This window comes from Cellulosimicrobium cellulans (assembly GCF_024124905.1).
In the GTDB taxonomy this organism is placed as follows: Bacteria; Actinomycetota; Actinomycetes; order Actinomycetales; family Cellulomonadaceae; genus Cellulosimicrobium; species Cellulosimicrobium cellulans_G.
The window spans coordinates 662,246-683,172 of the sequence record NZ_JAMXST010000002.1 but is presented as its reverse complement, the minus strand read 5'-3'; the positions used below and the strand labels follow the sequence as shown (position 1 = coordinate 683,172).

Here is a 20,927-nt window from a genome sequence, read left to right as displayed (position 1 = left end):
CGGCCCGCTCGACGGGCCACCGGACGCCCCCGCGGGCGGCTCGCGCTCGCGCAGGGGCGTGTGCGACCGCCCCCTGGACTGCGGCCCGGGGATCGCGCGGCCGCGACGGACGCCGTGCACGACGGCGCCGCTCACCCGGAGGGAGGGGCCGCACCCCGGCCTGTGACACCCCGCGGGCGACGACGGACGCCCCGCCCGCAGGCGTCCGCTAGCCGCGCAGGAGGCCGCGCCGTCGGGCCTCGGCGACCGCCGCGGTGCGCGAGGGCGCGCCGAGCTTGTCGTAGACGTGGACGAGGTGCGTCTTGACGGTCGCGCGCGAGAGGAACAGCTCGTGCGCGATCTCGTCGTTGGTGCGCCCCTCGGCGACGAGCGAGAGCACCTCGAGCTCGCGCGCGGTGAGCGCCGTGCCGGGGCTGCGCAGGCGGCCGAGCAGGCGCCGCTGCACGGCCGGTCCGAGCGCGACCTCGCCCGCCGCGGCGGCGCGCACGGCGGCGACGAGCTCGTGCGTCGGCGCGTCCTTGAGCAGGTAGCCGCGGGCGCCCGCCTCGACCGCCGCGAGGATGTCGGCGTCCGCGTCGTAGGTGGTCACGACGAGCACGGCGGGCCCGTCGGTCGCGACGATCTCCCGGACCGCGTCGACCCCTCCGAGCCGGCCGGGCCCGAACTGCAGGTCGAGCAGCACGACGTCGGCCCGCAGCCCGCCGCGCAGCCGTGCGAGGAGCTCCTCGGCCGAGCCGACCTCGGCGACGACCCGCACGTCCGGCTCGGCCTCGAGCACGGCGCGCAGCCCCGCGCGCACGACCGGGTGGTCGTCCGCGAGCACGACGTCGACGACGGCCGGTCCGGTCATCGCCCCTCCTCGACGTCCTCGGCGGCCCCGAGCGGCACCCAGGCCGCGACCGCGGTGCCCGCGCCGGGCGCGGACTCCACGGACAGCGTGCCACCCAGCTCGGCGAGCCGCGCACGCATCGCCACGAGGCCGAACCCGCCCGACGGCCCCGGCCCGTGCTCGGACCGGCCGGGGACGCCGCCGGCGTCGAAGCCGCGCCCGTCGTCGACCACGTCGAGGGCGACGGCCTCCTCCCCCGGCGCGACACCGGCCAGGAAGCTCAGCGTGACCGCGACGCGCGACGCGTCCGCGTGCTGCTCGACGTTGGCGAGCGCGGACTGGGCCACGCGCAGCAGCGCCGCCTCGACGTCCGTCGGCAGCGCCACGGGGTCGCCGCTCACCTGCACGACGACGTCGGGCCCGCGCCCGTCCCCGTGCGCCGCGATGCGGGACGCCGTGCGCGCCGAGGTGCGGCGCAGCGCGTCCACGAGGTTCGACGACGCGAGGTCGGCCGGCGCCAGCGCGCGCACGACGCGGCGCGCCTCGGCGAGGTTGTGCCGCGCGACCTCCCGCGTCTGCTCGACGTACCCGCGCGCGGTGCCGACGTCGCCGGCGTCGAGCGCGGTCTGCGCGGCGCGCAGGAGGAGCTCGGCCGAGGAGAAGCCCTGGGCGAGCGTGTCGTGGATCTCGCGCGCGAGGCGTTCGCGCTCCGCCGCGACGGCGCGCTCGCGCTCGGCCGTGGCGAGCTCGTCGCGCGTGCGGACGAGCTCGTCGAGGGTGCGCTGCCGCTCCTGCGACTCGCGCACGACCGCCTCGAGCGCGAGCACGACGACGACCGCGACGGCCCCGCCGATCGCCGGTCCGAGCACGAACGGCAGCGCGACGTCCGCCGTGTAGACCCCCATGACCCCGACCACGAGGAGCACGAGCACCCCCACCGCGACCGGGCCGCGACGCGGGCCGAGCACGTGCATCGCGAGGAACATGAGCGGGAACGCGACCCACACGGCCGTGACCGAGACCAGACACAGCGCGACCCACAGCACCACGAGCCCGGTCACCCACGCACCCGCGGGCCACCACGCGCCCCGGGGCGCCCGCACGTCGGCCGGGAGCGGCAGCCGGCGCCGACCCAGCACGTAGAGGGCGAGCAGCGCGGCGCCCACCCCGACGGCGACGACGCCGCGCACCGTGCCCGTCGCGAGAGCGCCGACGAGCGCGAGCACGAGCAGTCCCACGAGCAGGACGTCGAGGCCCCGGCGCAACCACCGCGTGGCCGCCGGGACGACCCGCGCACCGTCCCCGACGAGCCCGGCACGCCCACGGGGCGCGGCAGCGGGGCTCGAGGACGCGGTCGGGATCACGCCGTCACCCTAGCCACGCCGCCCGCGCCCGGCATCGTCCGAACGGTCGATGCCCGGCTCCACCCCTCGGCGCCGCAGGACCGACCGGCACGGCGATCCGGACCGGCTCCCGCCGCGGGACCGTGGAGAGGACGTCGGGCACGCACGGCACCCACGGGGTGCCGGGTCCGTCGTCGTCCACCCGCCCACGGCACCCCTGGAGGTCTCCCCGTGTTCCTCGCCCTGCGCGACCTGCGCCACGCCCGCGGGCGCTTCGCGCTCATGATCACGGTCGTCGCGCTCATCACGTTCCTCGTCGCGTTCCTCGCGGCGCTCACCGCCGGGCTCGGTCGCGCGAGCACGTCGGCCGTGACCGAGCTGCCCATCGACCGCCTCGCCTTCGCGCCGCCGGCCGAGGACGCCTCGCCGACCTTCACCGAGTCCGAGGTCACGGCCGCGCAGCAGGAGGCATGGGCAGACGTCCCCGGTGTCCGGTCCGCGGAGCCGCTCGGCGTCGCGACCGTGCGCGCGTCCGGCGAGAGCACGGCCGCCGTCACCGCGTTCGGCGTCCGGCCGGGCTCCGGCCTGGTCCCCGGGACGGGCGACGGGGGCGCGGACGTCTCCGCCGGGACGGTCGTGCTCTCGCGCGGCGCCGCCGACGCGCTGGGCGCGGACGTCGGCGACCAGGTCGGGGCCGGACCGCTCGACCTGCGCGTCGCCGCGGTCGAGGACGTCGAGGCCGACTTCGCCCACACGCCCGTCGCGTGGGTCGCCCTCGACGACTGGCAGGCGGTCGGCGCGCGCGGGGGCGACGCGCAGGACGGCCCGACCGCGACCGTCGTCGCGCTCCGGTTCGGCGACGACGCGCCGTCGGCGGACGCGCTCGCCGCGGCCGACGCGGACCTCGGGACCGTCACCGCCACCCCCCGCGAGGCTCGCTCGGCCATCTCCTCGTTCACCGCCGAGAACCTCTCGCTGACGCTCATGCAGGTGTTCCTCCTCGCCATCTCCGCGCTCGTCGTCGGCGCGTTCTTCACCGTCTGGACCATCCAGCGCGCCGGCGACGTCGCCGTGCTGCGCGCGCTCGGCGCCTCGACGCGCTACCTCCTGCGCGACGCGATCGGCCAGGCGGGCGTCGTGCTCGGCGTCGGCGTCGGTCTCGGCACGGCGCTCGCGGCCGGGGCGGGGCTGCTCGCGGCGCAGGTCATGCCCGTCGTCGTCGACCTCTCCACGACGCTCGTCCCGGCCGTCGTGCTCGTCCTCCTCGGCGGGCTGGGCGCGGTGCTCGCCGTGACGCGCGTCGCGCGCGTGGACCCCCACGCCGCGCTCGCCGCCCGCTGACCGCCGCCCGCCCTCGGCCCACCACGCACCCGATCCCCGCACCGAAGGAGTCCCCGTGGACCTCGTCCTCGACCGCATCCGCCTCGCCTACCCCGACGGCGACGACGTCCTCGTCGCCGTGGACGGCGTCTCGCTCACCGTGCCCTCGGGCACCACGACGGCGCTCCTCGGCCCGTCGGGTGCCGGCAAGTCCAGCCTGCTCGCCGTCGCCGCCACCCTCACGCCGCCGACGTCCGGCGTCGTGCGCGTCGGCGACGACGTCGTCAGCGCCCCGCTCTCCGCGCCCGACGTCTCCGCGGGCGGGCCGAGGACGGGCCGCGGCGCCCGCCGTCGGGCGCGGCGCGCCGCCGACCGCGCGGCCGCCCTGCGCCGCGAGCGCATCGGGATCGTGTTCCAGCAGCCGCAGCTCGTCGCGTCCCTCACCGTGCTGGAGCAGCTCGAGCTCATGAGCCACCTCCGGGGCCAGCCCGCCGCGTCGCGCCGCGCGCACGCGCTCGCCCTCCTCGACGCGGTGGGCGTCGCCAACCGGGCGGACCGTCGCCCGGAGCACCTCTCGGGCGGGCAGCGCCAGCGGGTGGCGATCGCGCGGGCGCTCATGAACGACCCCCAGGTGCTCCTCGTCGACGAGCCCACGTCGGCGCTCGACCACGAGCGCGGCGTGCAGGTCGTGGAGCTCGTCGTGCGGCTCGCGCGCGAGCTCGACGCCGCGACGCTGCTCGTCACGCACGACGAGGCGACCCTCGGCCCGGTCGACGCCCGCGTGCACCTGGCGGACGGCCGGGTCGTCGAGGCGCCGGTCGTCGCCTGACGGCTCCCCCGGCCGCCGACCGCGGTCAGCGCGCGGCGCGCACGTGCGTCGCGACCGCGAGCGCCAGCCCCGCCGCGACCGCCTGGGCGACGACCGCTCCCCAGCCGGGGACGCCGACGAGGAGCGCCACCCCGAGGGGGACGGCGCCGAGGACCGCGACGTCCGGCCCCTTGCGCAGCACCGCGGCGGCGCCCGTGGGCACCCCGCCCGCGGGCGTCGCGAGCAGCGGGCCGCCCCAGTTCGGCGGCTCGCGGTAGGCGCTGCGCACGGCGGCGGCGCCCTGGACGACGGCCGCGAGCGCACCGAGGGCCAGCCAGCGCGCGTCGCCCGTCGCGACGACGAGCGGCACCGACCCGGCGACGAGGCAGGCGGCGGCCGTGAGCGTGGGGACGACGCCGCGCGCGAGCCGGGTCCAGCGCGCGGCGAGCGGCACGAGCGCGTCGACGACGGGCGCCATCTCGGCGGTGCGCGCTCCCTCGGCGCCGAGCACCGCGGCGCCGAGGCCCGCCACGACCAGCACCGCGAAGAGGCCGAACCCCGAGCCGAGGCCCGGGACCTGCTGGGCGACGACCGTCAGCGCGCCCAGGCCGACGAGCTGCGCGAGCGCGGACGGGCTGCGCCCGAGGAGGACGAGGTCGGCCGCCACCACCGCGCCGAACGCGCCGCGGACCGCGGCGAACCGGCGCGAGCGCCGGACGCGCACGCGCGTCGCGCCCGCCCGGCGCAGGGCGCGGCCGAGGTCGCGAGTGTCGAACGAGAGCACGGCTCCACCGACCTGGTCCGCCACCGAGCTCTGCGCGCGCAGGACGGTCGCCCCGAGCGACTCCAGCCCGCGCCACCAGCGCAGCACGAGCACGGCCCCGACCGCGAGGAGGCCGAGCGCGACGAGGGGCGGGGCGACGAGCGCGGGCAACCCGGGTCGGCCGGCGGCGACGAGCACGAGCCCGGCGACCGGGACGGCGGCGACCGCGACGTCGCTCGCGCGGGCGAGAGCGCCCGCCGCCCGGGGGTAGGGCTGGACGAGGCCGGCGACGGCCACGAGCAGGAGGCCGAGCGCGCCGCCCGTCAGCGTCGCCCGGAGCGCGGTGACGGCGTCGAGGCCGGCGGCGACCGACACGACCGCCGTCCCGACCGCGCCCAGAACCCCGCCCAGGAGCACCGCCCGGACGAACGACGGCGACACGAGCCCGTGCCGGTCCGCCGGTGTCGGCACCCACCAGCGCACACCCGCGCTGCCCGCCCCCACGGGTCCGAGCCGCACGGCCGTGCCCGTGAGGAGCGCGAGCAGCGCGGCGGTCCCGAGCGCCTGGACCGCGCCCGGCCCGAGCACCGGCGCTCCGGCCGCCGAGCCGGGGTCGAGGGTCGAGCGCAGCATCGAGGCGAGTCCGATCACCCAGCCGGTCGCGAGCGCGACGGACACGACGGCGTAGGCGGCGTCGACGACGATCTCCCCCGGGCCCGCGTCGGCGCGCGCCGCCGCGGCGCGCGCGGTCAGACGGCGCAGCTCGCGTCCGGTGAGCAGCTCGTCGGGGTCCGTGCGCAGCGCGTTCGCCGCGTCGGCATCGTCGCGGTTCGTGCGGCGGGCCTCTCCGGGGAGTCCGCCGGGGCGCGCGTCGGTCACCGTCAGCGCACCGCCAGGAGCGCGTCGTGGGTGTCCGACGGGTCGAGCGCGACGCACGCGTCGTCGCCGACGAGGAGGCCGCGGGCGCCGGTCCGCGCGACGAGGTCCGGGTCGTGCGTGGCGAGGACGACCGCGACGCCGCTGCGCGCGTCGTCCACGAGCAGGCCCGCGAGACGCTCGCGCATCCCGGGGTCGAGGCGCTGCTCGGGCTCGTCGAGCACGAGCAGCTCGCGGGGCCGCACCAGCCCGGACGCGAGGAGGAAGCGGCGCCGCTGGCCCGACGAGAGCGCCGACGGCAGCGACGCCGCCTGCTCCGCGATCCCGAACCGCTCCAGGAGCCCGTCCACGGCCGCCCCCGCGCCCACCACGCCGTGGCCGCGCGCGACGAGGACGAGGTGCTCGCGCACCGTGAGCGCGGGGAAGAACGCGTCGTCGTCGAGCACGCCCGCGACGCGGGCGCGGAAGCCCCGCTCGCGCTCGTCCACGTCCCGACCGAAGGCGCGCACCGTGCCGCCGAGCGGTGGCTGCAGGCCGATCACCGTGCGCAGGAGCGTCGACTTCCCGCTGCCGTTCGCGCCGATGACGACGACCAGCTCGCCGGGGTGCACCGTGAGGTCGACCGGCGCGCACACGGCCACGTCGGCGTAGCCGACGCGCAGGGCGCGCGCCTCCAGCACGGGGGCGGGCGCCGGTGCGGGAGCCACCACGGTCAGGCCCCCGACGTCGGCGCGGCCGGCTCCCCGCCCGTGCCGGCGAGGATCTCGCGGGCGCGGGCGACGTCGTCGTGCATCTGGGCGACGAGCGGCTCGATCCCGTCGAAGCGCAGCGTCGGGCGCAGGCGCTCGACCAGCTCGAGGACGACGTCCTCGTCGTACAGGTCGAGGTCGGCCCGGTCGAGGACGTAGGCCTCCACGCGACGTTCGACGCCGTCGAACGTCGGGTTGGTGCCGATGGAGATCGCGGCCGGGAGCCGGACGTCGGCGTGCCGGGGGTCGGCACCCGCGAGCTGCGGGCGCTCCAGCCAGCCCGCGTACACGCCGTCGGCCGGGACCATGCCGCTGATCGCGCCGAGGTTCGCCGTCGGGAAGCCGAGCTCGCGGCCCCGGGCGTCGCCGTGCACGACCGTGCCCCGCACGCGGTGCGCTCGGCCGAGGATGCGGGCCGCCTCGCGCACGTCGCCCGCCGCGAGCAGCGCCCGCACGCCCGTGGAGGACCAGCGCACCTGCGAGTCGCCCGGCGTCGCCTCGTCCGTGACGGGCACGCCCTGGTGCTGCCCGACGTCGTCGATCGCCACGACCTCGAACCCGAACCGCGACCCGAGCTCGACCATCGTCTCGATCGTCCCCGCGTTGTCGCGGCCGAAGCGCACGTCGTGCCCCACGACGACCGTCCCGACCCGGAGCCCGTCGACGAGGTACGTGCGCACGAACTCCTCCGGGGTCTGGCGCGCGAACTCGAGCGTGTACTCGACGAGGAGGACGGCGTCCAGGCCCGTCGCCGCGAGCAGCTCGACCCGGTCGGCGATGCCCGTGATGAGCTCCGGCGCGCTCTCGGGGCGGTGCACGACCGCGGGGTGCGGGTGGAAGGTCACGGCGACCGCCCGCGCGTCGCGCGAGCGGGCGAGGTCGACGATCCGCCCGAGCACCTGGGCGTGGCCGCGGTGGACGCCGTCGAAGTTGCCGATCGTCACGACGGACGGGCCGAAACCCGGGGGAACCTGGCTCAGGTCCGTCCACAGGTGCACGCGAGAACTCCTCCGGTGAGGGGGCGGGTCGGGCGCGCCGGCAGGGAGTCGTCGGCGCCGCTGGACAAGACTGCCACGCCCCGGCCCCGACGCCGAACCGAGGACGTCAGGCGGGCGCCAGGACCAGCACGGGCTTCGCGAGGTCGGCGCCGCCGCGGCGTGTGTCCTCGACGAGCGCGACGAGCTCGCCCGCCGGGGAGATCGCCGCCGCCGTGCCCCGCGTCCCCGTCGCCGGGATCCACTGCCCGTACGACAGGGCCGTGGCCTCCTGCGCCGTGAGGTCGCGCACGGGGAACGTCGCGCGCGCCGCCTCGGCGAGCGGCAGGGTCGCGAGGACGCCGTCGCGGTCGGCCTGAGCCTCGAGCTCCTCGAGCGTGGAGGCGACGTCGAGCCCGTACCCGCCGACGCGCGTGCGCCGCAGGGCCGTGAGGTGCCCGCCCACGCCGAGCGCGGCACCGAGGTCGCGGGCGAGCGCCCGGACGTAGGTGCCGGACGAGACGGTCACGGCGACGTCCACGTCCAGGGCGGGGGGCGCGCCGTCGGACGCCTCCCCCGGGCCCACCGGGCGCACGTCGAGGACCTCGAAGCGCGAGACGACGACGGGCCGCGCCGCGAGGGCGACGTCCTCGCCCGCCCGGGCGCGCGCGTACGCCCGCTTCCCGTCGACCTTGATCGCGCTCACCGTGCTCGGCACCTGGAGGATCTCGCCCGTGAGGCCCGCGATCGCGCGGTCGAGGTCCGCGCGCCCGACGCCCGACGCGTCGGCGCGCGCGACGAGCTCGCCCTCGGCGTCGTCGGTCGTCGTGCTCGCGCCGAGCCGGATCGTCGCGTCGTAGTCCTTGTCCGCGCCGACGACGTACGTGAGGAGCTTCGTCGCCCGGCCGACCCCGAGCACGAGGACGCCCGTCGCCATCGGGTCGAGCGTGCCCGCGTGCCCGACCTTGCGCGTGCCGGCGAGCCGGCGGCCTCGACCGACGACGTCGTGGCTCGTCCAGCCGCCCGGCTTGTCGACGACGACGAGACCGTCGGGTGCGGTGGGCCGGCGCGGGGCCGTCGTGCGGGGTCGTCCCGAGCGCGACTCGGTCATCGTGCCTGCTCCGTCGCGACCCGCCGCAGCGCGGCCGAGGGGTCGATCGTGCACCGCACGAGCATCGCCAGCGACGGGTCGTCGTCGGCGTGCGCGTCGGCCTGGAGCGCGAAGAGCGTGTTGAGGAGCATGCCCTGCGCCACGAAGTCGCGTGCCTCGACGTCGCTCGCACCGGTGCGCGCGCGGTAGAGGTCGAACGACCGCGCCAGCACCTCGCGCCCCCGTGATCCGAGCACGGGGTCCGAGCCGAGGACGAAGCCGTGCATGAGGACCCGGAGCTGGTCGGGGTCGGCGACGAGGCGCGTGTAGGCCTCGACCATCGCGGCCTTCGCGTCAGGACCGGGCCGAACGGCCTCGAACCGCGCGAGGACCTCCGTCGCGATGCGGTCGAACACCTCGCGGAACAGCTCCTCCTTGGTCCCGAACAGCCGGACCACGTACGGCTGGGAGACGTTCGCGGCACGCGCCACCTGGTCGGTGCTCGTGCCCGCGTAGCCGCCCTCGGCGAACACCGCCGTCGCGGCGTCGAGGATCTGCTCGCGACGTTCGTCGCGCGTCATGCGCCGGGTCGGGACGTCGGGACTCATGGTTGACAGGTTATCAGTCGATAACTAGCGTCGCTCGGGCAGTAATCAATCAATGCTTACTAGCCGGAGGATGCCATGTCCGTCTCCCCGCCCGACGCCGTCGCCCGCGACGACGAGCACCTCGCCGCCGTCGCGGAGCCGTCGCCGTCCGCCGCGCACGCCCCGCCCGAGGCGGGCCCGCGGCGCGCGCGGCCGGTCGCGCTCGCACTCGTCGCCGCCTCGCTCCCGATGTTCATGGCGACGCTCGACAACCTCGTCGTCACCGGCGCGCTCCCCGTGATCTCCGCGGCGCTGCGCCCGACGGTCGAGGAGCTGCAGTGGTTCGTCAACGCGTACACGCTCACCTTCGCCGCGCTCATGCTGCCCGCGGCCGCGCTCGGAGACCGGTTCGGTCGCCGCCGGGTGTTCGTGGCCGGGATCGCGCTCTTCACGCTCGCGTCGGCGGGGGCAGCCCTGGCGTCCACCCCGGGCGCGCTCGTCGCGGCCCGCGCGGTGCAGGGCGCAGGAGCCGCCGCGATCCTCCCACTCTCCCTGGCCCTGCTGGTGGGCGCGGTGCCGCCGGCGCGACGCGCCCTCGCGATCGGCGTCTGGAGCGGCGTCTCCGGCCTCGGCGTCGCGCTCGGCCCGCTCGTCGGCGGCGCCGTCGTCGAGGGACTGAGCTGGGAGGCGATCTTCTGGCTCAACGTCCCGGTCGCGCTCGTCGCCGTCCCGCTCGTCCTCGCCGGGCTGCGCGAGACCTTCGGGCGGCGCCAGCCGTTCGACGTGCCCGGGCTGCTGCTCGCGGGCAGCGGGATCCTCCTCGCGGTGTGGGGCATCGTCGACGCCGAGCGGCGCGGCTGGGGCTCGGGGGCCACGGTCGCCACGCTCTCCCTCGCGACGGCCCTCCTCGTGCTCTTCGTCGTCCACGAGTCGCGCACGGCGCACCCGCTCGTGCCGCTGCGGCTGTTCCGCTCGCGGAGCTTCAGCGCGGCGAACGTCGCGAGCCTCGCGTTCGCGGTCGGGATGTTCGGCGCCGTCTTCCTGCTCACGCAGTTTCTGCAGGTCGGGCTGGGCTTCTCCCCCCTCGAGGCCGGCGTCCGCACCCTCCCCTGGACGGCCGCACCGATGGTCGTGGCACCGCTCGCGGGCGCTCTCGCGGGCCGCCTCGGCACCCGTCCGCTCGTCGTCGGCGGCCTCGTGCTCCAGGCGGCGGCGCTCGGCTGGATGGCCGTGCTCGTCGGGTCCGGGACGTCCTACGCCGCGCTCGTCCCGGCGTTCGTCCTCGCCGGGGTGGGCATGGGCCTGACGTTCGCCCCGGTCTCGACGGCGGCGCTCGCCGGGGTGGGGGACGCCGACCACGCGACGGCGAGCGGCGTCAACGCCACCGTGCGGGAGATCGGCGTCGCGCTCGGCGTCGCCGTCCTCACCGCCGTCTTCCTCGGCGCGGGAGGTGCGCTCACCCCTGCCGCCTTCGCCACGGGCCTCGCTCCTGCGCTGGCCCTGGGCGCGGCGGTCCTCGTCGTCGCCGTCGTGGCGGGCCTCGCCATCCCGCGCGGCACAGGTCGCTGACCGGCGGCGCACGACGACGGGACCCTCCCCGCGAGACGACGGTGCCCGGCCGGGGAGCGCGTGTCCGCCGCTCCCCGACCGGGCATCGATGTCCTGTGGCGCAGGACGCTACGCCTCGGTGGCGCCGTCCTCCTCGCTCGTCCGGTACGGGTCCGCGTCCCCGGCGAAGGCCTTGCCCTCGCGCAGGGCCGCGAGCTCCGCGTCGCGACGGCGCGCCTCGACGAGCGCGGCGTCGAGGTGCGCGGCCGTCTCGGGGACGGAGTCGAGGTGGAACTCGATCGTCGGCGTGAGACGGATCCCCGTCTGCTTGCCGACCTCGGACCGGATGAGCCCCTTGGCGCTCTCCAGCGCGGCGGCCGTCCCGGCCCGCTCCTCGTCCGTGCCGTACACGGTGTAGAACACGGACGCGTTCTGCAGGTCACCGGTGACGCGCACGTCCGTCACCGTGACGAACCCGAGCCGCGGGTCCTTGATCCGCGTGTCGAGCAGCTGCGCGACGATCTCCTTGATGCGGTCGGCGAGCTTCCTCGCCCGGGGGTGGTCGACCATGGCTTCTTCCTTTCGTGCCGAGCGTTCCGGCGACGGTCCCGACGACCGTACGCCGAACGGTCCCCGTCGGCCGGGCGTGACGAGCGTCAGGAACGCGGCTTCTCCCGCATCTCGAACGTCTCGATCGTGTCGCCGACCTGGAGGTCGTTGAACGAGCCCAGTCCGATACCGCACTCGAAGCCCTCGCGGACCTCGGTGGCGTCGTCCTTGAACCGCTTGAGCGACTCGACCGTGAGGTTGTCCCCCACGACCTTGCCGTCGCGCAGGACGCGCGCCTTGGCGTTGCGGCGGATCTCGCCCGACCGGACGATCGAACCGGCGATGTTGCCGAACTTGGAGGAGCGGAAGATCTCGCGGATCTCCGCCGTGCCCAGCTGGGCCTCCTCGTACTCCGGCTTGAGCATGCCCTTGAGCGCGGCCTCCACGTCCTCGATCGCCTGGTAGATGATCGAGTAGAAGCGGACGTCGACGCCCTCGCGCTCGGCCAGGTCCTCGACGCGCTCGCCGTACTTCACGTTGAAGCCGATGATGATCGCGTTGTCGACCGTCGCGAGGTTGACGTCGTTCTGCGTGATCGCACCGACACCGCGGTGGATGACGCGCAGCTCGACCTCGTCGCCCACGTCGATCTTGAGCAGCGCGTCCTCGAGAGCCTCGACGGCACCGGACACGTCACCCTTGAGGACGAGGTTGAGGGTCTCGACCTTGCCCTGCTGGAGCGCCTGCGTGAAGTCCTCGAGGCTGATGCGCTTGCGGCGCTTGGCCAGGAGGGCGGCGCGCTCGGCGGCCTCGCGCTTCTCGGCGATCTGGCGCGCCGTGCGCTCGTCCGGCGCCACGAGGAACGTGTCGCCCGCGCTCGGCACGGACGCGAGACCCAGCACGAGGACCGGACGGGCGGGGCCCGCCTCGGTCACGGCGTTGCCGTGCTCGTCGAACATCGCGCGGACGCGGCCGTGGGCCGTTCCGGCGACGATCGCGTCACCGACGCGCAGCGTGCCGGACTGGACGAGGACGGTCGCGACGGCGCCGCGGCCCTTGTCCAGGTTCGCCTCGATGGCGACGCCGCGAGCGTCCTTGTCGGGGTTCGCGCGCAGGTCGAGCGAGGCGTCGGCCGTGAGCAGGACGGCCTCGAGGAGGTCGTCGATGCCCATGTTCTGCTTGGCCGACACGTCGACGAACATGGTGTCGCCGCCGTACTCCTCGGCCACCAGGTTGTACTCGGTGAGCTGCTGGCGGATCTTGGCCGGGTTGGCCGACTCCTTGTCCACCTTGTTCACCGCGACGACGATCGGCACGTTCGCCGCCTGGGCGTGGTTGAGCGCCTCGATGGTCTGCGGCATCACGCCGTCGTCCGCGGCCACGACCAGGATCGCGATGTCCGTCACCTGGGCACCACGGGCACGCATGGCGGTGAACGCCTCGTGACCCGGGGTGTCGATGAAGGTGATGGCGCGGTCGGTGCCCTCGTGCTCGTGGCGCACCTGGTAGGCACCGATGTGCTGGGTGATGCCACCGGCCTCGCCCGCGACGACGTCCGTCTGGCGGATCGCGTCGAGGAGCTTGGTCTTTCCGTGGTCGACGTGACCCATGACGGTGACGACCGGCGGACGAGCCATGAGCTCGTCGTCGCCCTCGGCCTCGAGCTCCGCGTCCAGGTCGATGTCGAAGGACCCGAGCAGCTCGCGGTCCTCCTCCTCCGCCGAGACCATCTCGATGACGTAGCCGAGCTCGGCCGCGAGGGTGCCGAACGTGTCCTCGTCGAGCGACTGCGTCGCGGTCGCCATCTCACCGAGGTGGAAGAGGACCGTGACGAGGCTCGCGGGGTTCGCGTCGATCTTGTCCGCGAAGTCGTTCAGGGACGAGCCGTGCCGCAGTCGCACGACGGTCGAGCCGTTCCCGCGGGGAACCTGCACGCCGCCGAGCGACGGCGCCTGCATCTGCTCGAACTCCTGGCGCTTCGCGCGCTTCGACTTGCGCCCGCGCACGGGACGGCCGCCGGCGCGCCCGAAGGCGCCCTGCGTGGAGCCGCGACCCGCACCACCGCGACCGCCGCCACCGGGACGACCGGCGAAGCCGCCGCCGCCACCGGGCGCGCCGCCACCACCGGGGCGACCGCCGAAGCCGCCACCGCCGCCACGACCGCCGCCGCCACCGCCGGGACGACCGCCGGGAGCGGGACGCTCGCCGGGGCGACCGATCGAGGTGCGGCCGGGCATCATGCCCGGGTTCGGGCGCGGGCCACCGGGACGCGGAGCGGGACGGGGGCCACCCGGGCGGGGGCCGCCCGGACGCTCGCCCGACGCCGCCGCGGCACCCTCGGCGCGCTCGGGACGCGCGCCGGGCCGGGGCATGCCCTGGCTGGACGCGAAGGGGTTGTTGCCCGGGCGCGGGGCGCCCGGACGCGGGCCGCCACCCTGCCGGGGCATGCCCTGGCTGGAGGCGAACGGGTTGTTGCCCGGGCGCGGGGCACCGGGGCGCGCGCCCGAGCCACCCGGACGGGGGGCGGGCGCGTTCGTGCCGCCGCCCGGCTTGGGCGTGGCGGTGGGCTTCTGGGGCGCCGGGCGCTCGGCCGCGGGGGCCTGGGGCGCCGGAGCCTTCGGTGCCGGTGCGGCGGGCGCCGGGGCCTGAGGTGCCTTCGCGGGCTCGGCCGGGGCCGGGGCCGCCGACCGGGGCGCGGGAGCCTCCGCCTTCGGCGCGGCCGGCTCGGCCTTCGCCTCGGGCTTGGGGGCCGGCTTCGGCGCGGCCGGGCGCGCGGCGGGTGCCGCCGCGGGCTTGCTCGCGGCGCCGCCCCCGGCGGGGAAGGCGTCGCGCAGCTTGCGGACCACCGGTGGCTCGATGGTCGAGGATGCCGAGCGGACGAACTCACCGAGCTCCGTCAGCTTGGTCATGATGGTCTTGCTCTCCACCCCGAGCTCCTTCGCGAGCTCGTAGACGCGGACCTTTGCCACAACTCTCCTGTCTCGGCCCGCCCCGGACAGGGAGGACCGTCGTTAGTGCTGGGTGCTCATCGCTGGGTACTCATCGGGTGCCCATCGGCTTCTAACCCGCTTCCTTGTCGACGTGTCGTGCAGTGCGGCCCCGGGGACGGGGCCGTGACGCATGGCTCAGACGTGCTCTCCCGGCCGCGCCTCGATCACGGTGCGGACCGCGGCGAGGTCGAGGGGCCCGGCGACGCGCAGGGCCCGCGGGAAGGCCCGCCGGCGTTCCGCCGTCTCGAGGCACCGGGCCGACGCGTGGAGCCACGCACCGCGACCCGGCAGCGACCGTCCGGCGTCCACCACGAGCCGGGGCTCGTCGGCGCTCGCACCGGACCGGTCGAGGACCAGACGGAGGAGAGCTGACCGCAGGTCGCGCTCCCGGCATCCGACGCACGTACGGACAGGACCCGAGCCCGTGGGTACGGGGCGGGTCGTGGTGTCCTGGGGCATGGTCGAGGTGCGGGCGCGCGGCCCGGTCGAGGACAGTCTACCGCGCCGTCCCGTCATCCGTGACCGTCCCACCCCTGTCGACTACCGGTCTCCGGTGCGAGGACCTGCGGGAGCGTCGTCGCCGGACCGCTCCGCCGGGGCGCCGCCCTCGTCCGAGCGGATGTCGATGCGCCACCCCGTGAGCTTCGCGGCCAGGCGGGCGTTCTGCCCCTCCTTGCCGATCGCCAGGGAGAGCTGGAAGTCCGGGACGACGACGCGCGCGGCGCGGGCCACCTCGTCGACGACCGTGACGGACGACACACGAGCCGGTGACAGGGCGTTGGCCACGAACTGCGCCGGGTCGTCGCTGTGGTCGACGATGTCGATCTTCTCGCCGTGCAGCTCCGCCATGACGGCGCGCACCCGGGAGCCCATCGGGCCGATGCAGGCGCCCTTGGCCCCGAGACCGGGGACCCGGGAGCGCACGGCGACCTTCGTCCGGTGCCCGGCCTCGCGGGCGATGGCGGTGATCTCCACCGACCCGTCCGCGACCTCGGGCACCTCGAGCTCGAACAGCTTGCGCACGAGGTTCGGGTGCGTGCGGCTCAACGTGATCTGCGCGCCCTTCATTCCCCGGGCCACCTCGAGCACGTACGCGCGCAGGCGCTCGCCGTGCACGTACTCCTCCGTGGGCACCTGCTCGTGCGGCGGGAGGACCGCCTCGGTGCCGCCGACGTCGACCAGCACCACGCGCGGGTCGCGGCCCTGCTGGATGACGCCCGCGAGGACCTCGCCCTCCTTGCCGCGGAACGTGCCGAGGATCTGGTCGTCCTCGGCGTCGCGCAGGCGCTGGACGATGACCTGGCGCGCGGTCGACGTCGCGATCCGGCCGAAGTCGGCGGGCGTGTGGTCGAACTCCGGCCCGTACTCGACCGGGCCGCGCGGGGCGTCCTCGTCGTCGGTCTGGGGAGCCGGCAGCTCCTCGCGCGCCCACACGGTGACGTGCCCCGTCTTGCGGTCGAGCTCGACGCGCGCGCGGGAGTACGCGTCCGGGGTGCGGTGGTACGCCGAGAGCAGGGCCTGCTCGATCGCGGCCACCAGGACGTCGAGGCTGATGTCCCTCTCGCGCTCCAGCAGGCGCAGCGCGCTCATGTCCACGTCCATCGTCAGGCCTCCTCGTCGTGGGCGGTCGTGTCGTCGGTCGAGCCGGGCGCCGGATCGTCGGCAGCGTCGTCGAGCTCGGGCAGGTCGGCCTCCAGGGCGCGCCTGAGCTCCACCTGCACCTGCCCACGGACCACGTCGGCCAACGGCACGACGCGCTCCGTCACGACCCCGCGCGCGCCGGGTACGTCGAGCAGCAGGTCCGGGCCGACCTCGGACCCGGCCCGCAGGCGCCCCTCGACCGTGCCGCCGTCGGCGAGCACGAGGCGTACGAGGCGACCGCGGGCGCGCCGGAAGTGGCGCGGCTCGGTGAGCGGACGGTCGGTGCCGGGCGTCGAGACCTCGAGCGTGTACGCGCCGCGGAGCGGGTCCACCGCGTCCAGCGCCGTGGAGATGGGGCGGGTCGCCTCCGCCACGGTGTCGAGGTCGAGGTTCCCCTCGACGTCGTCCGGGAGATCGAGCACGACGCGCACCACGGAGCGGGCTCCGGCGCGCGACACCGTGACGTCCTCGAGGAAGAGTCCCGCGTCCCGGACCGCGGGCTCGATCGCCGCGCGCACGCTCTCGCGGAGCGCGTGCGACGTCGCGTCGCCCCCGGGTGCCTTGCCGGACTGACCGCCCGCCTGCCCTGCCATGACTCAGCTCCTGTCCGTGTCCCACGCCGGGTACGGAAGACGACCGGTGTGTTGTTGTCTCGGGATCTCCCGACGATCCGCTCGTCGGGACGTTCGACCGGGGACCAGCCTAACGACTCGCGGGCCCCGGACGTGACATCATCGCCCCCGATGACTCCCCACGCGACCGCGGCACCCGCGGCGACCCGTTCCCGCCCGGGCCGGACGCCCCGGCCCGGGGGCCGCCTGCTCGCCGCCGTGACGGTGCTCGCGACCGGCGTCCTGGCGGCCGGGTGCGGCCTCCGGCTGGAGACGCCGCCCCCCACCGAGCCGTCGCCCGACGCCGTCGAGGTGCTCCGCGCCGGCGCGGTGGACGAGGCCCTCGCGATCGCCGACCTCGTGGCGGACGTCACGCCGGGCGTGACCGACCCGGCCACCCTCGCAGCCCTCGAGGACGTCGCGACGTTCGCCGGGCAGCACGTCGACGCCCTCGGCGGGGTCTACGACTCCGGGCTGGGCGACCTCGACCTCCCCGGTGGCGACACCCCCCCACAGGGTCCCCCGCCGGGGGGCGACGACGAGGCCGCCGGCGACGAGACGCCGGCCGGCGGCGAGGGCACCGACGACGGCTCGTCCGACGCCCCCGGCACCGGCGGCGACCTCGCCACGACCGACGACGTCGTCGTCGCGCTCGTGGAGGCCGCGCAGCGCGCGGGCGCCTCGGCCGACGCGTCGACGGACGCCGGGCTCGCCCGGCTCCTCGCGTCGGTCGCGGCGTCGGACCACGTCTCGGCGCGACGCCTCGCCGCGCTCACCGGGTCCGCCGCGGCCGACGGGCTCGCGACGACGGCCCCACCCGTCGAGGAGTCGCCCGCCGGCGTCGGCGCGCCGGACCTCGCGACGCTCGTCGAGTCGGAGGACGCCGCGGGGTACGCGTACGAGGTGCGCGCCGCGCAGTCCGAGGGCGACGCCCGCACGGCTGCGGTCGCGCGCGCCGCCGAGCACCGTGCGCGCGGCCAGGCGTGGGCCCTCGCAGCCGGGACGGACGGCACCGCGCAGGACCCCCGGCGCGTCGCCTACGCGCTGCCGGACGACGCGGACCTCGCCTCCCTGGCGCGCCAGGTCGAGTCGGGCCTCGCGCAGTCGTACGCGAGCCTCGTCGCGACCGCCCCGGCCACCTCCCGGGCCGAGGCGGTGGCCCTCCTCGTCGACTCGTGGGCGGGCGCGGTCGCGTGGGGCGAGCCGCCCGTCGCCTTCCCCGGGCTCCCGGAGCAGGCCGCCGGCTGAGCCCGGCCGCGCCCCGGCGTCGGACGGGCGCCACCCGGCTCGGTGCGGGAGCGGCACGCGACCCGCGCGGGACCGCCGCTCCTCCCGCTCTCCTCCGGGGACGACGGAGGCGCCCCCGGCCCGTGAGACCGGACCGGGGGCGCCTCCGACGCTGCGACGTGTCAGCCCAGGAGCTCGGCCACCTGCGCCGCCACGTGCTCGACGGCGTCCGCGACGGCGACCTGCACGGCCTCGCCCGCGCGGGGGCGGACCTCGACGACGCCGTCGGCCAGGCCGCGGCCCACGACGAGGAGGAGCGGCACGCCGAGGAGCTCGGCGTCCTTGAACTTCACGCCCGGCGAGACCTTCGGACGGTCGTCGTAGACCACCTCGATGCCCCGGGCCGTGAGCTCGGTCGCGAGGCGCTCGGCCTCGTCGAACACGCTCGCGTCCTTGCCCGTCGCGACGACGTGCACGTGCGCGGGCGCGACGTGCGCGGGCCACGCGAGCCCGGCGTCGTCGTGGTTCGCCTCCGCGAGCGCCGCGAGCACGCGCGTCACGCCGATGCCGTACGACCCCATGGTCACGACGACCTGCTTGCCGTTCTCGTCGAGCACGGTGAGGCCGAGCGCCTGGGCGTACTTGCGCCCGAGCGCGAAGATGTGGCCGATCTCGATACCGCGGGCCAGCTCGAGCGGGCCCGAGCCGTCGGGCGCGAGGTCGCCCGCGCGGACCTCGGCCGCCTCGACCGTGCCGTCGGCGGCGAAGTCGCGCTCGGCGACGAGGTCGAACACGTGCCGCCCCGGTTCGTTCGCGCCGGTGATCCAGCGCGTGCCGGCGACGACGCGCGGGTCGAGCAGGTAGCGCACGGAGTGCCGCTCGGGCACCTCGCTCTCCACGACCTCCGCGGGCACGTCGCGCCGGACGTTCGGGCCGAGCACCTGCGGGCCGATGTAGCCCTTGACGAGCTCGGGGTGCGCGGCGAAGTCCGCGTCCGTCGCCGGCTCGACCTCGGCCGGCTCGAACGCCGCGCCGACGCGCTTGAGGTCGACCTCGCGGTCGCCGGGCAGCCCGACGACGACGACCTCGCGGCGGCCGTCGGGGTGCGTGAGGGCGAGCACGACGTTCTTCAGCGTGTCCGCCGCCGTCCACGCGCGGTCGGGGCGCGGGAAGCGGGCGTTGGCGAGGGCGACGAGCGAGTCGATCGTCGGGGTGTCGGGCGTGTCCTCGACGTGCGCCGCGGGCGCGTCGGCGTAGTCGACGTCCTCCGGGACGGGCGTCACGACCGCCTCGACGTTGGCCGCGTACCCGCCGGGCGAGCGCACGAACGTGTCCTCGCCGATCGGCGTCGGGGTGAGGAACTCCTCGGAGCGCGAGCCGCCCATGGCGCCCGACGTCGCGGCCACGATCACGTACTCGAGCCCGAGCCGGTCGAAGATGCGCCGGTACGCCGCGCGCTGCGCCTCGTAGGAGCGCTCCAGACCCTCGTCCGTGGTGTCGAACGAGTAGGCGTCCTTCATGACGAACTCGCGGCCGCGGATGAGGCCGGCGCGAGGACGCGCCTCGTCGCGGTACTTGGTCTGGATCTGGTAGATCGTCAGCGGCAGGTCCTTGTACGACGAGTACAGGTCCTTGACGAGGAGCGTGAACATCTCCTCGTGCGTCGGCGCGAGGAGGTAGTCGCCCTCCTTGCGGTCCTTGAGCCGGAAGATGTTGGGCCCGTACTCCGTCCAGCGGCCCGTCGCCTCGTACGGCTCCTTGGGCAGCAGCGCCGGGAAGTGCACCTCCTGCGCGCCCGCCGCGGCCATCTCCTCGCGGACCACGTCCTCGACCTTGCGCAGCACGCGCAGGCCGAGCGGGAGCCAGGTGTAGATGCCAGGCGCGGCGCGGCGGATGTAGCCCGCTCGCACGAGGAGCTTGTGGCTCGCGACCTCGGCGTCGGCCGGGTCCTCGCGCAGCGTCCGGACGAACAGGGTGGACAGGCGCAGGAGGTCGGCGCCCCGGACGCGGGTGGAGGCCGCGGCGGGCGCGCCGGACGTGACGGAAGACATGCGCCCCACCCTACCGGCGGGGAGGATGTCCCCATGCCCGAGCTGCCCGAGGTCGAGGCCCTCGTCCGGTTCCTCGACGACCGCGCGACCGGACGCACCGTCGTCGCCGCCGACGTCGCCCAGATCGCCGCGCTCAAGACGTTCGACCCGCCCGTCGGGGCGCTCGTCGGGCGCGTCGTGACCGGTGCCCGCCGCCACGGCAAGTGGCTCGACCTCGTCCTCGCGCAGCCCGTGGACGGCCCGCCCGCGCCGGGGCCCGACGACGAGGTCCACCTCGTCTTCCACCTCGCCCGCGCCGGGTGGCTGCGGTGGTCGGAGAAGGCACCGACGACGCCCGTGCGGCCCCGGCTCGGCGGCAGCGGGGGCGGGAAGGCCGCGGTGCTCGCGCTGCGCGTGCGGTTCGACGACGGCTCGGGGTTCGACCTCACCGAGGCGGGGACGCGCAAGCGGCTCGCGGTGCACGTCGTCCGGCACCCCGAGGAGGTCCGGGCGATCGAGACGCTCGGGATCGAGCCGCTCGACCCGGGCTTCACCCCCGAGGCGCTCGGGGCGCTCATGGCCGCGCGCAACCAGCAGGTCAAGGGGCTCCTGCGCGACCAGTCGTCGATCGCGGGGATCGGCAACGCCTACTCCGACGACATCCTCCACGCGGCCCGCACGAGCCCGTTCAAGCTCACGCGCTCGTTCACGCCGGACGAGGTCGCCCGGGTGCACGCCGCCGTCGGCGAGGTGCTCGCGGAGGCCGTGGCGGCGTCGTCGGGCAAGCCCGCCGCGGAGCTCAAGGACGCCAAGCGCGCGGGCATGCGCGTGCACGGACGCACCGGGCTGCCGTGCCCCGTGTGCGGGGACGTCGTGCGCGAGGTGAGCTTCGCCGACCGCAGCCTGCAGTACTGCGCGACGTGCCAGACGGGGGGCCAGGTCCTCGCCGACCGCCGGATGTCGCGGCTGCTCAAGTAGCGCGCGGGTCGCGG

18 protein-coding genes are annotated in these 20,927 nt (G+C 76.3%); 5 read left to right on the top strand and 13 right to left on the bottom strand.

Annotation, left to right across the window (positions count from 1 at the left end; translation table 11 throughout):
• Positions 1 to 208: 208 nt before the first annotated feature.
• Together NHH00_RS08045 and NHH00_RS08040 are read right to left on the bottom strand one after the other, a co-directional pair.
• Positions 209 to 850 carry a response regulator transcription factor gene (locus NHH00_RS08045; RefSeq protein WP_253051307.1) on the bottom strand — a complete coding sequence of 214 codons (642 nt, stop codon included), beginning with the start codon at positions 848 to 850 and terminating at the stop codon, positions 209 to 211.
• Positions 847 to 2,193, bottom strand: a complete 1,347-nt coding sequence (locus NHH00_RS08040) for a sensor histidine kinase (protein ID WP_253051306.1) — start codon at positions 2,191 to 2,193, stop codon at positions 847 to 849. Before NHH00_RS08040 ends, NHH00_RS08045 begins: the two co-directional genes overlap by 4 nt.
• A gap of 210 nt (positions 2,194 to 2,403) precedes the next feature.
• Here NHH00_RS08040 and NHH00_RS08035 point away from each other — a divergent pair, with 210 nt between their 5' ends.
• Both NHH00_RS08035 and NHH00_RS08030 read left to right on the top strand, forming a co-directional pair.
• Positions 2,404 to 3,513: an FtsX-like permease family protein gene (locus NHH00_RS08035; RefSeq protein WP_253051305.1), complete on the top strand. Its 1,110-nt coding sequence runs from the start codon at positions 2,404 to 2,406 to the stop codon at positions 3,511 to 3,513.
• Positions 3,514 to 3,568: 55 nt separating this feature from the next.
• Entirely contained in the window at positions 3,569 to 4,321 is a 753-nt protein-coding gene (locus tag NHH00_RS08030) for an ABC transporter ATP-binding protein (RefSeq protein ID WP_253051304.1), read from the top strand.
• Between the two features lie 25 nt (positions 4,322 to 4,346).
• Here the strand turns inward: NHH00_RS08030 and NHH00_RS08025 are convergent, their stop codons facing one another.
• The 5 genes from NHH00_RS08025 to NHH00_RS08005 form a co-directional block, all read right to left on the bottom strand.
• Positions 4,347 to 5,942: a DUF6297 family protein gene (locus tag NHH00_RS08025; protein WP_253051303.1), complete on the bottom strand. Its 1,596-nt coding sequence runs from the start codon at positions 5,940 to 5,942 to the stop codon at positions 4,347 to 4,349.
• A 2-nt stretch (positions 5,943 to 5,944) separates the two neighbouring features.
• A complete protein-coding gene (locus NHH00_RS08020) occupies positions 5,945 to 6,646 on the bottom strand; it encodes an ABC transporter ATP-binding protein (RefSeq protein ID WP_253051302.1) in 702 nt (233 codons plus the stop codon).
• A gap of 5 nt (positions 6,647 to 6,651) precedes the next feature.
• Entirely contained in the window at positions 6,652 to 7,686 is a 1,035-nt protein-coding gene (locus NHH00_RS08015; RefSeq protein ID WP_253051301.1) for a bifunctional riboflavin kinase/FAD synthetase, read from the bottom strand.
• Positions 7,687 to 7,792: 106 nt separating this feature from the next.
• Positions 7,793 to 8,773: a tRNA pseudouridine(55) synthase TruB gene (gene truB, locus NHH00_RS08010; protein WP_253051300.1), complete on the bottom strand. Its 981-nt coding sequence runs from the start codon at positions 8,771 to 8,773 to the stop codon at positions 7,793 to 7,795.
• On the bottom strand, positions 8,770 to 9,360 hold the full coding sequence (locus NHH00_RS08005) for a TetR/AcrR family transcriptional regulator (RefSeq protein ID WP_253051299.1): 591 nt from the start codon (positions 9,358 to 9,360) through the stop codon (positions 8,770 to 8,772). The genes truB and NHH00_RS08005 overlap by 4 nt, the downstream gene beginning before the upstream one ends.
• Before the next feature lie 75 nt (positions 9,361 to 9,435).
• On the opposite strand from NHH00_RS08005, the gene NHH00_RS08000 reads away from it, so the two are divergent.
• A complete protein-coding gene (locus tag NHH00_RS08000; RefSeq protein WP_253051298.1) occupies positions 9,436 to 10,908 on the top strand; it encodes a DHA2 family efflux MFS transporter permease subunit in 1,473 nt (490 codons plus the stop codon).
• Between the two features lie 108 nt (positions 10,909 to 11,016).
• Here the strand turns inward: NHH00_RS08000 and rbfA are convergent, their stop codons facing one another.
• From rbfA to rimP, 5 genes are all read right to left on the bottom strand, one after another.
• Positions 11,017 to 11,457, bottom strand: coding sequence for a 30S ribosome-binding factor RbfA (gene rbfA, locus NHH00_RS07995; RefSeq protein WP_253051297.1), 441 nt, complete (start codon positions 11,455 to 11,457; stop codon positions 11,017 to 11,019).
• A gap of 86 nt (positions 11,458 to 11,543) precedes the next feature.
• Complete coding sequence (gene infB, locus NHH00_RS07990) at positions 11,544 to 14,405, bottom strand: translation initiation factor IF-2 (RefSeq protein WP_253051296.1); 2,862 nt, start codon at positions 14,403 to 14,405, stop codon at positions 11,544 to 11,546.
• A 156-nt stretch (positions 14,406 to 14,561) separates the two neighbouring features.
• Complete coding sequence (locus tag NHH00_RS07985) at positions 14,562 to 14,885, bottom strand: YlxR family protein (RefSeq protein ID WP_253051295.1); 324 nt, start codon at positions 14,883 to 14,885, stop codon at positions 14,562 to 14,564.
• Positions 14,886 to 14,966: 81 nt separating this feature from the next.
• Positions 14,967 to 16,028: a transcription termination factor NusA gene (gene nusA / locus NHH00_RS07980; RefSeq protein ID WP_253051294.1), complete on the bottom strand. Its 1,062-nt coding sequence runs from the start codon at positions 16,026 to 16,028 to the stop codon at positions 14,967 to 14,969.
• Positions 16,029 to 16,030: 2 nt separating this feature from the next.
• Positions 16,031 to 16,660 (bottom strand): ribosome maturation factor RimP, encoded by a 630-nt coding sequence (rimP, locus tag NHH00_RS07975; protein ID WP_253051293.1) that lies wholly within the window; start codon positions 16,658 to 16,660, stop codon positions 16,031 to 16,033.
• Between the two features lie 150 nt (positions 16,661 to 16,810).
• On the opposite strand from rimP, the gene NHH00_RS07970 reads away from it, so the two are divergent.
• A complete protein-coding gene (locus NHH00_RS07970; protein WP_253051292.1) occupies positions 16,811 to 17,926 on the top strand; it encodes a DUF4439 domain-containing protein in 1,116 nt (371 codons plus the stop codon).
• A 161-nt stretch (positions 17,927 to 18,087) separates the two neighbouring features.
• Here NHH00_RS07970 and NHH00_RS07965 read toward each other — a convergent pair whose 3' ends face one another.
• Positions 18,088 to 19,956 (bottom strand): proline--tRNA ligase, encoded by a 1,869-nt coding sequence (locus NHH00_RS07965; RefSeq protein WP_253051291.1) that lies wholly within the window; start codon positions 19,954 to 19,956, stop codon positions 18,088 to 18,090.
• A 33-nt stretch (positions 19,957 to 19,989) separates the two neighbouring features.
• Here NHH00_RS07965 and NHH00_RS07960 point away from each other — a divergent pair, with 33 nt between their 5' ends.
• Positions 19,990 to 20,913 carry an Fpg/Nei family DNA glycosylase gene (locus tag NHH00_RS07960; RefSeq protein ID WP_253051290.1) on the top strand — a complete coding sequence of 308 codons (924 nt, stop codon included), beginning with the start codon at positions 19,990 to 19,992 and terminating at the stop codon, positions 20,911 to 20,913.
• Positions 20,914 to 20,927 lie beyond the last annotated feature (14 nt).

Bases quoted from the DNA above. Each gene is read 5' to 3' on its own strand.
- rbfA (WP_253051297.1), bottom strand. From the start codon at position 11,457: ATGGTCGACCACCCCCGGGCGAGGAAGCTCGCCGACCGCATCAAGGAG.
- NHH00_RS07985 (WP_253051295.1), bottom strand. From the start codon at position 14,885: ATGCCCCAGGACACCACGACCCGCCCCGTACCCACGGGCTCGGGTCCT.
- NHH00_RS07960 (WP_253051290.1), top strand. From the start codon at position 19,990: ATGCCCGAGCTGCCCGAGGTCGAGGCCCTCGTCCGGTTCCTCGACGAC.
- rimP (WP_253051293.1), bottom strand. From the start codon at position 16,660: ATGGCAGGGCAGGCGGGCGGTCAGTCCGGCAAGGCACCCGGGGGCGAC.
- NHH00_RS07965 (WP_253051291.1), bottom strand. From the start codon at position 19,956: ATGTCTTCCGTCACGTCCGGCGCGCCCGCCGCGGCCTCCACCCGCGTC.
- NHH00_RS08000 (WP_253051298.1), top strand. From the start codon at position 9,436: ATGTCCGTCTCCCCGCCCGACGCCGTCGCCCGCGACGACGAGCACCTC.
- truB (WP_253051300.1), bottom strand. From the start codon at position 8,773: ATGACCGAGTCGCGCTCGGGACGACCCCGCACGACGGCCCCGCGCCGG.
- nusA (WP_253051294.1), bottom strand. From the start codon at position 16,028: ATGGACGTGGACATGAGCGCGCTGCGCCTGCTGGAGCGCGAGAGGGAC.
- NHH00_RS08005 (WP_253051299.1), bottom strand. From the start codon at position 9,360: ATGAGTCCCGACGTCCCGACCCGGCGCATGACGCGCGACGAACGTCGC.
- NHH00_RS07970 (WP_253051292.1), top strand. From the start codon at position 16,811: ATGACTCCCCACGCGACCGCGGCACCCGCGGCGACCCGTTCCCGCCCG.
- NHH00_RS08045 (WP_253051307.1), bottom strand. From the start codon at position 850: ATGACCGGACCGGCCGTCGTCGACGTCGTGCTCGCGGACGACCACCCG.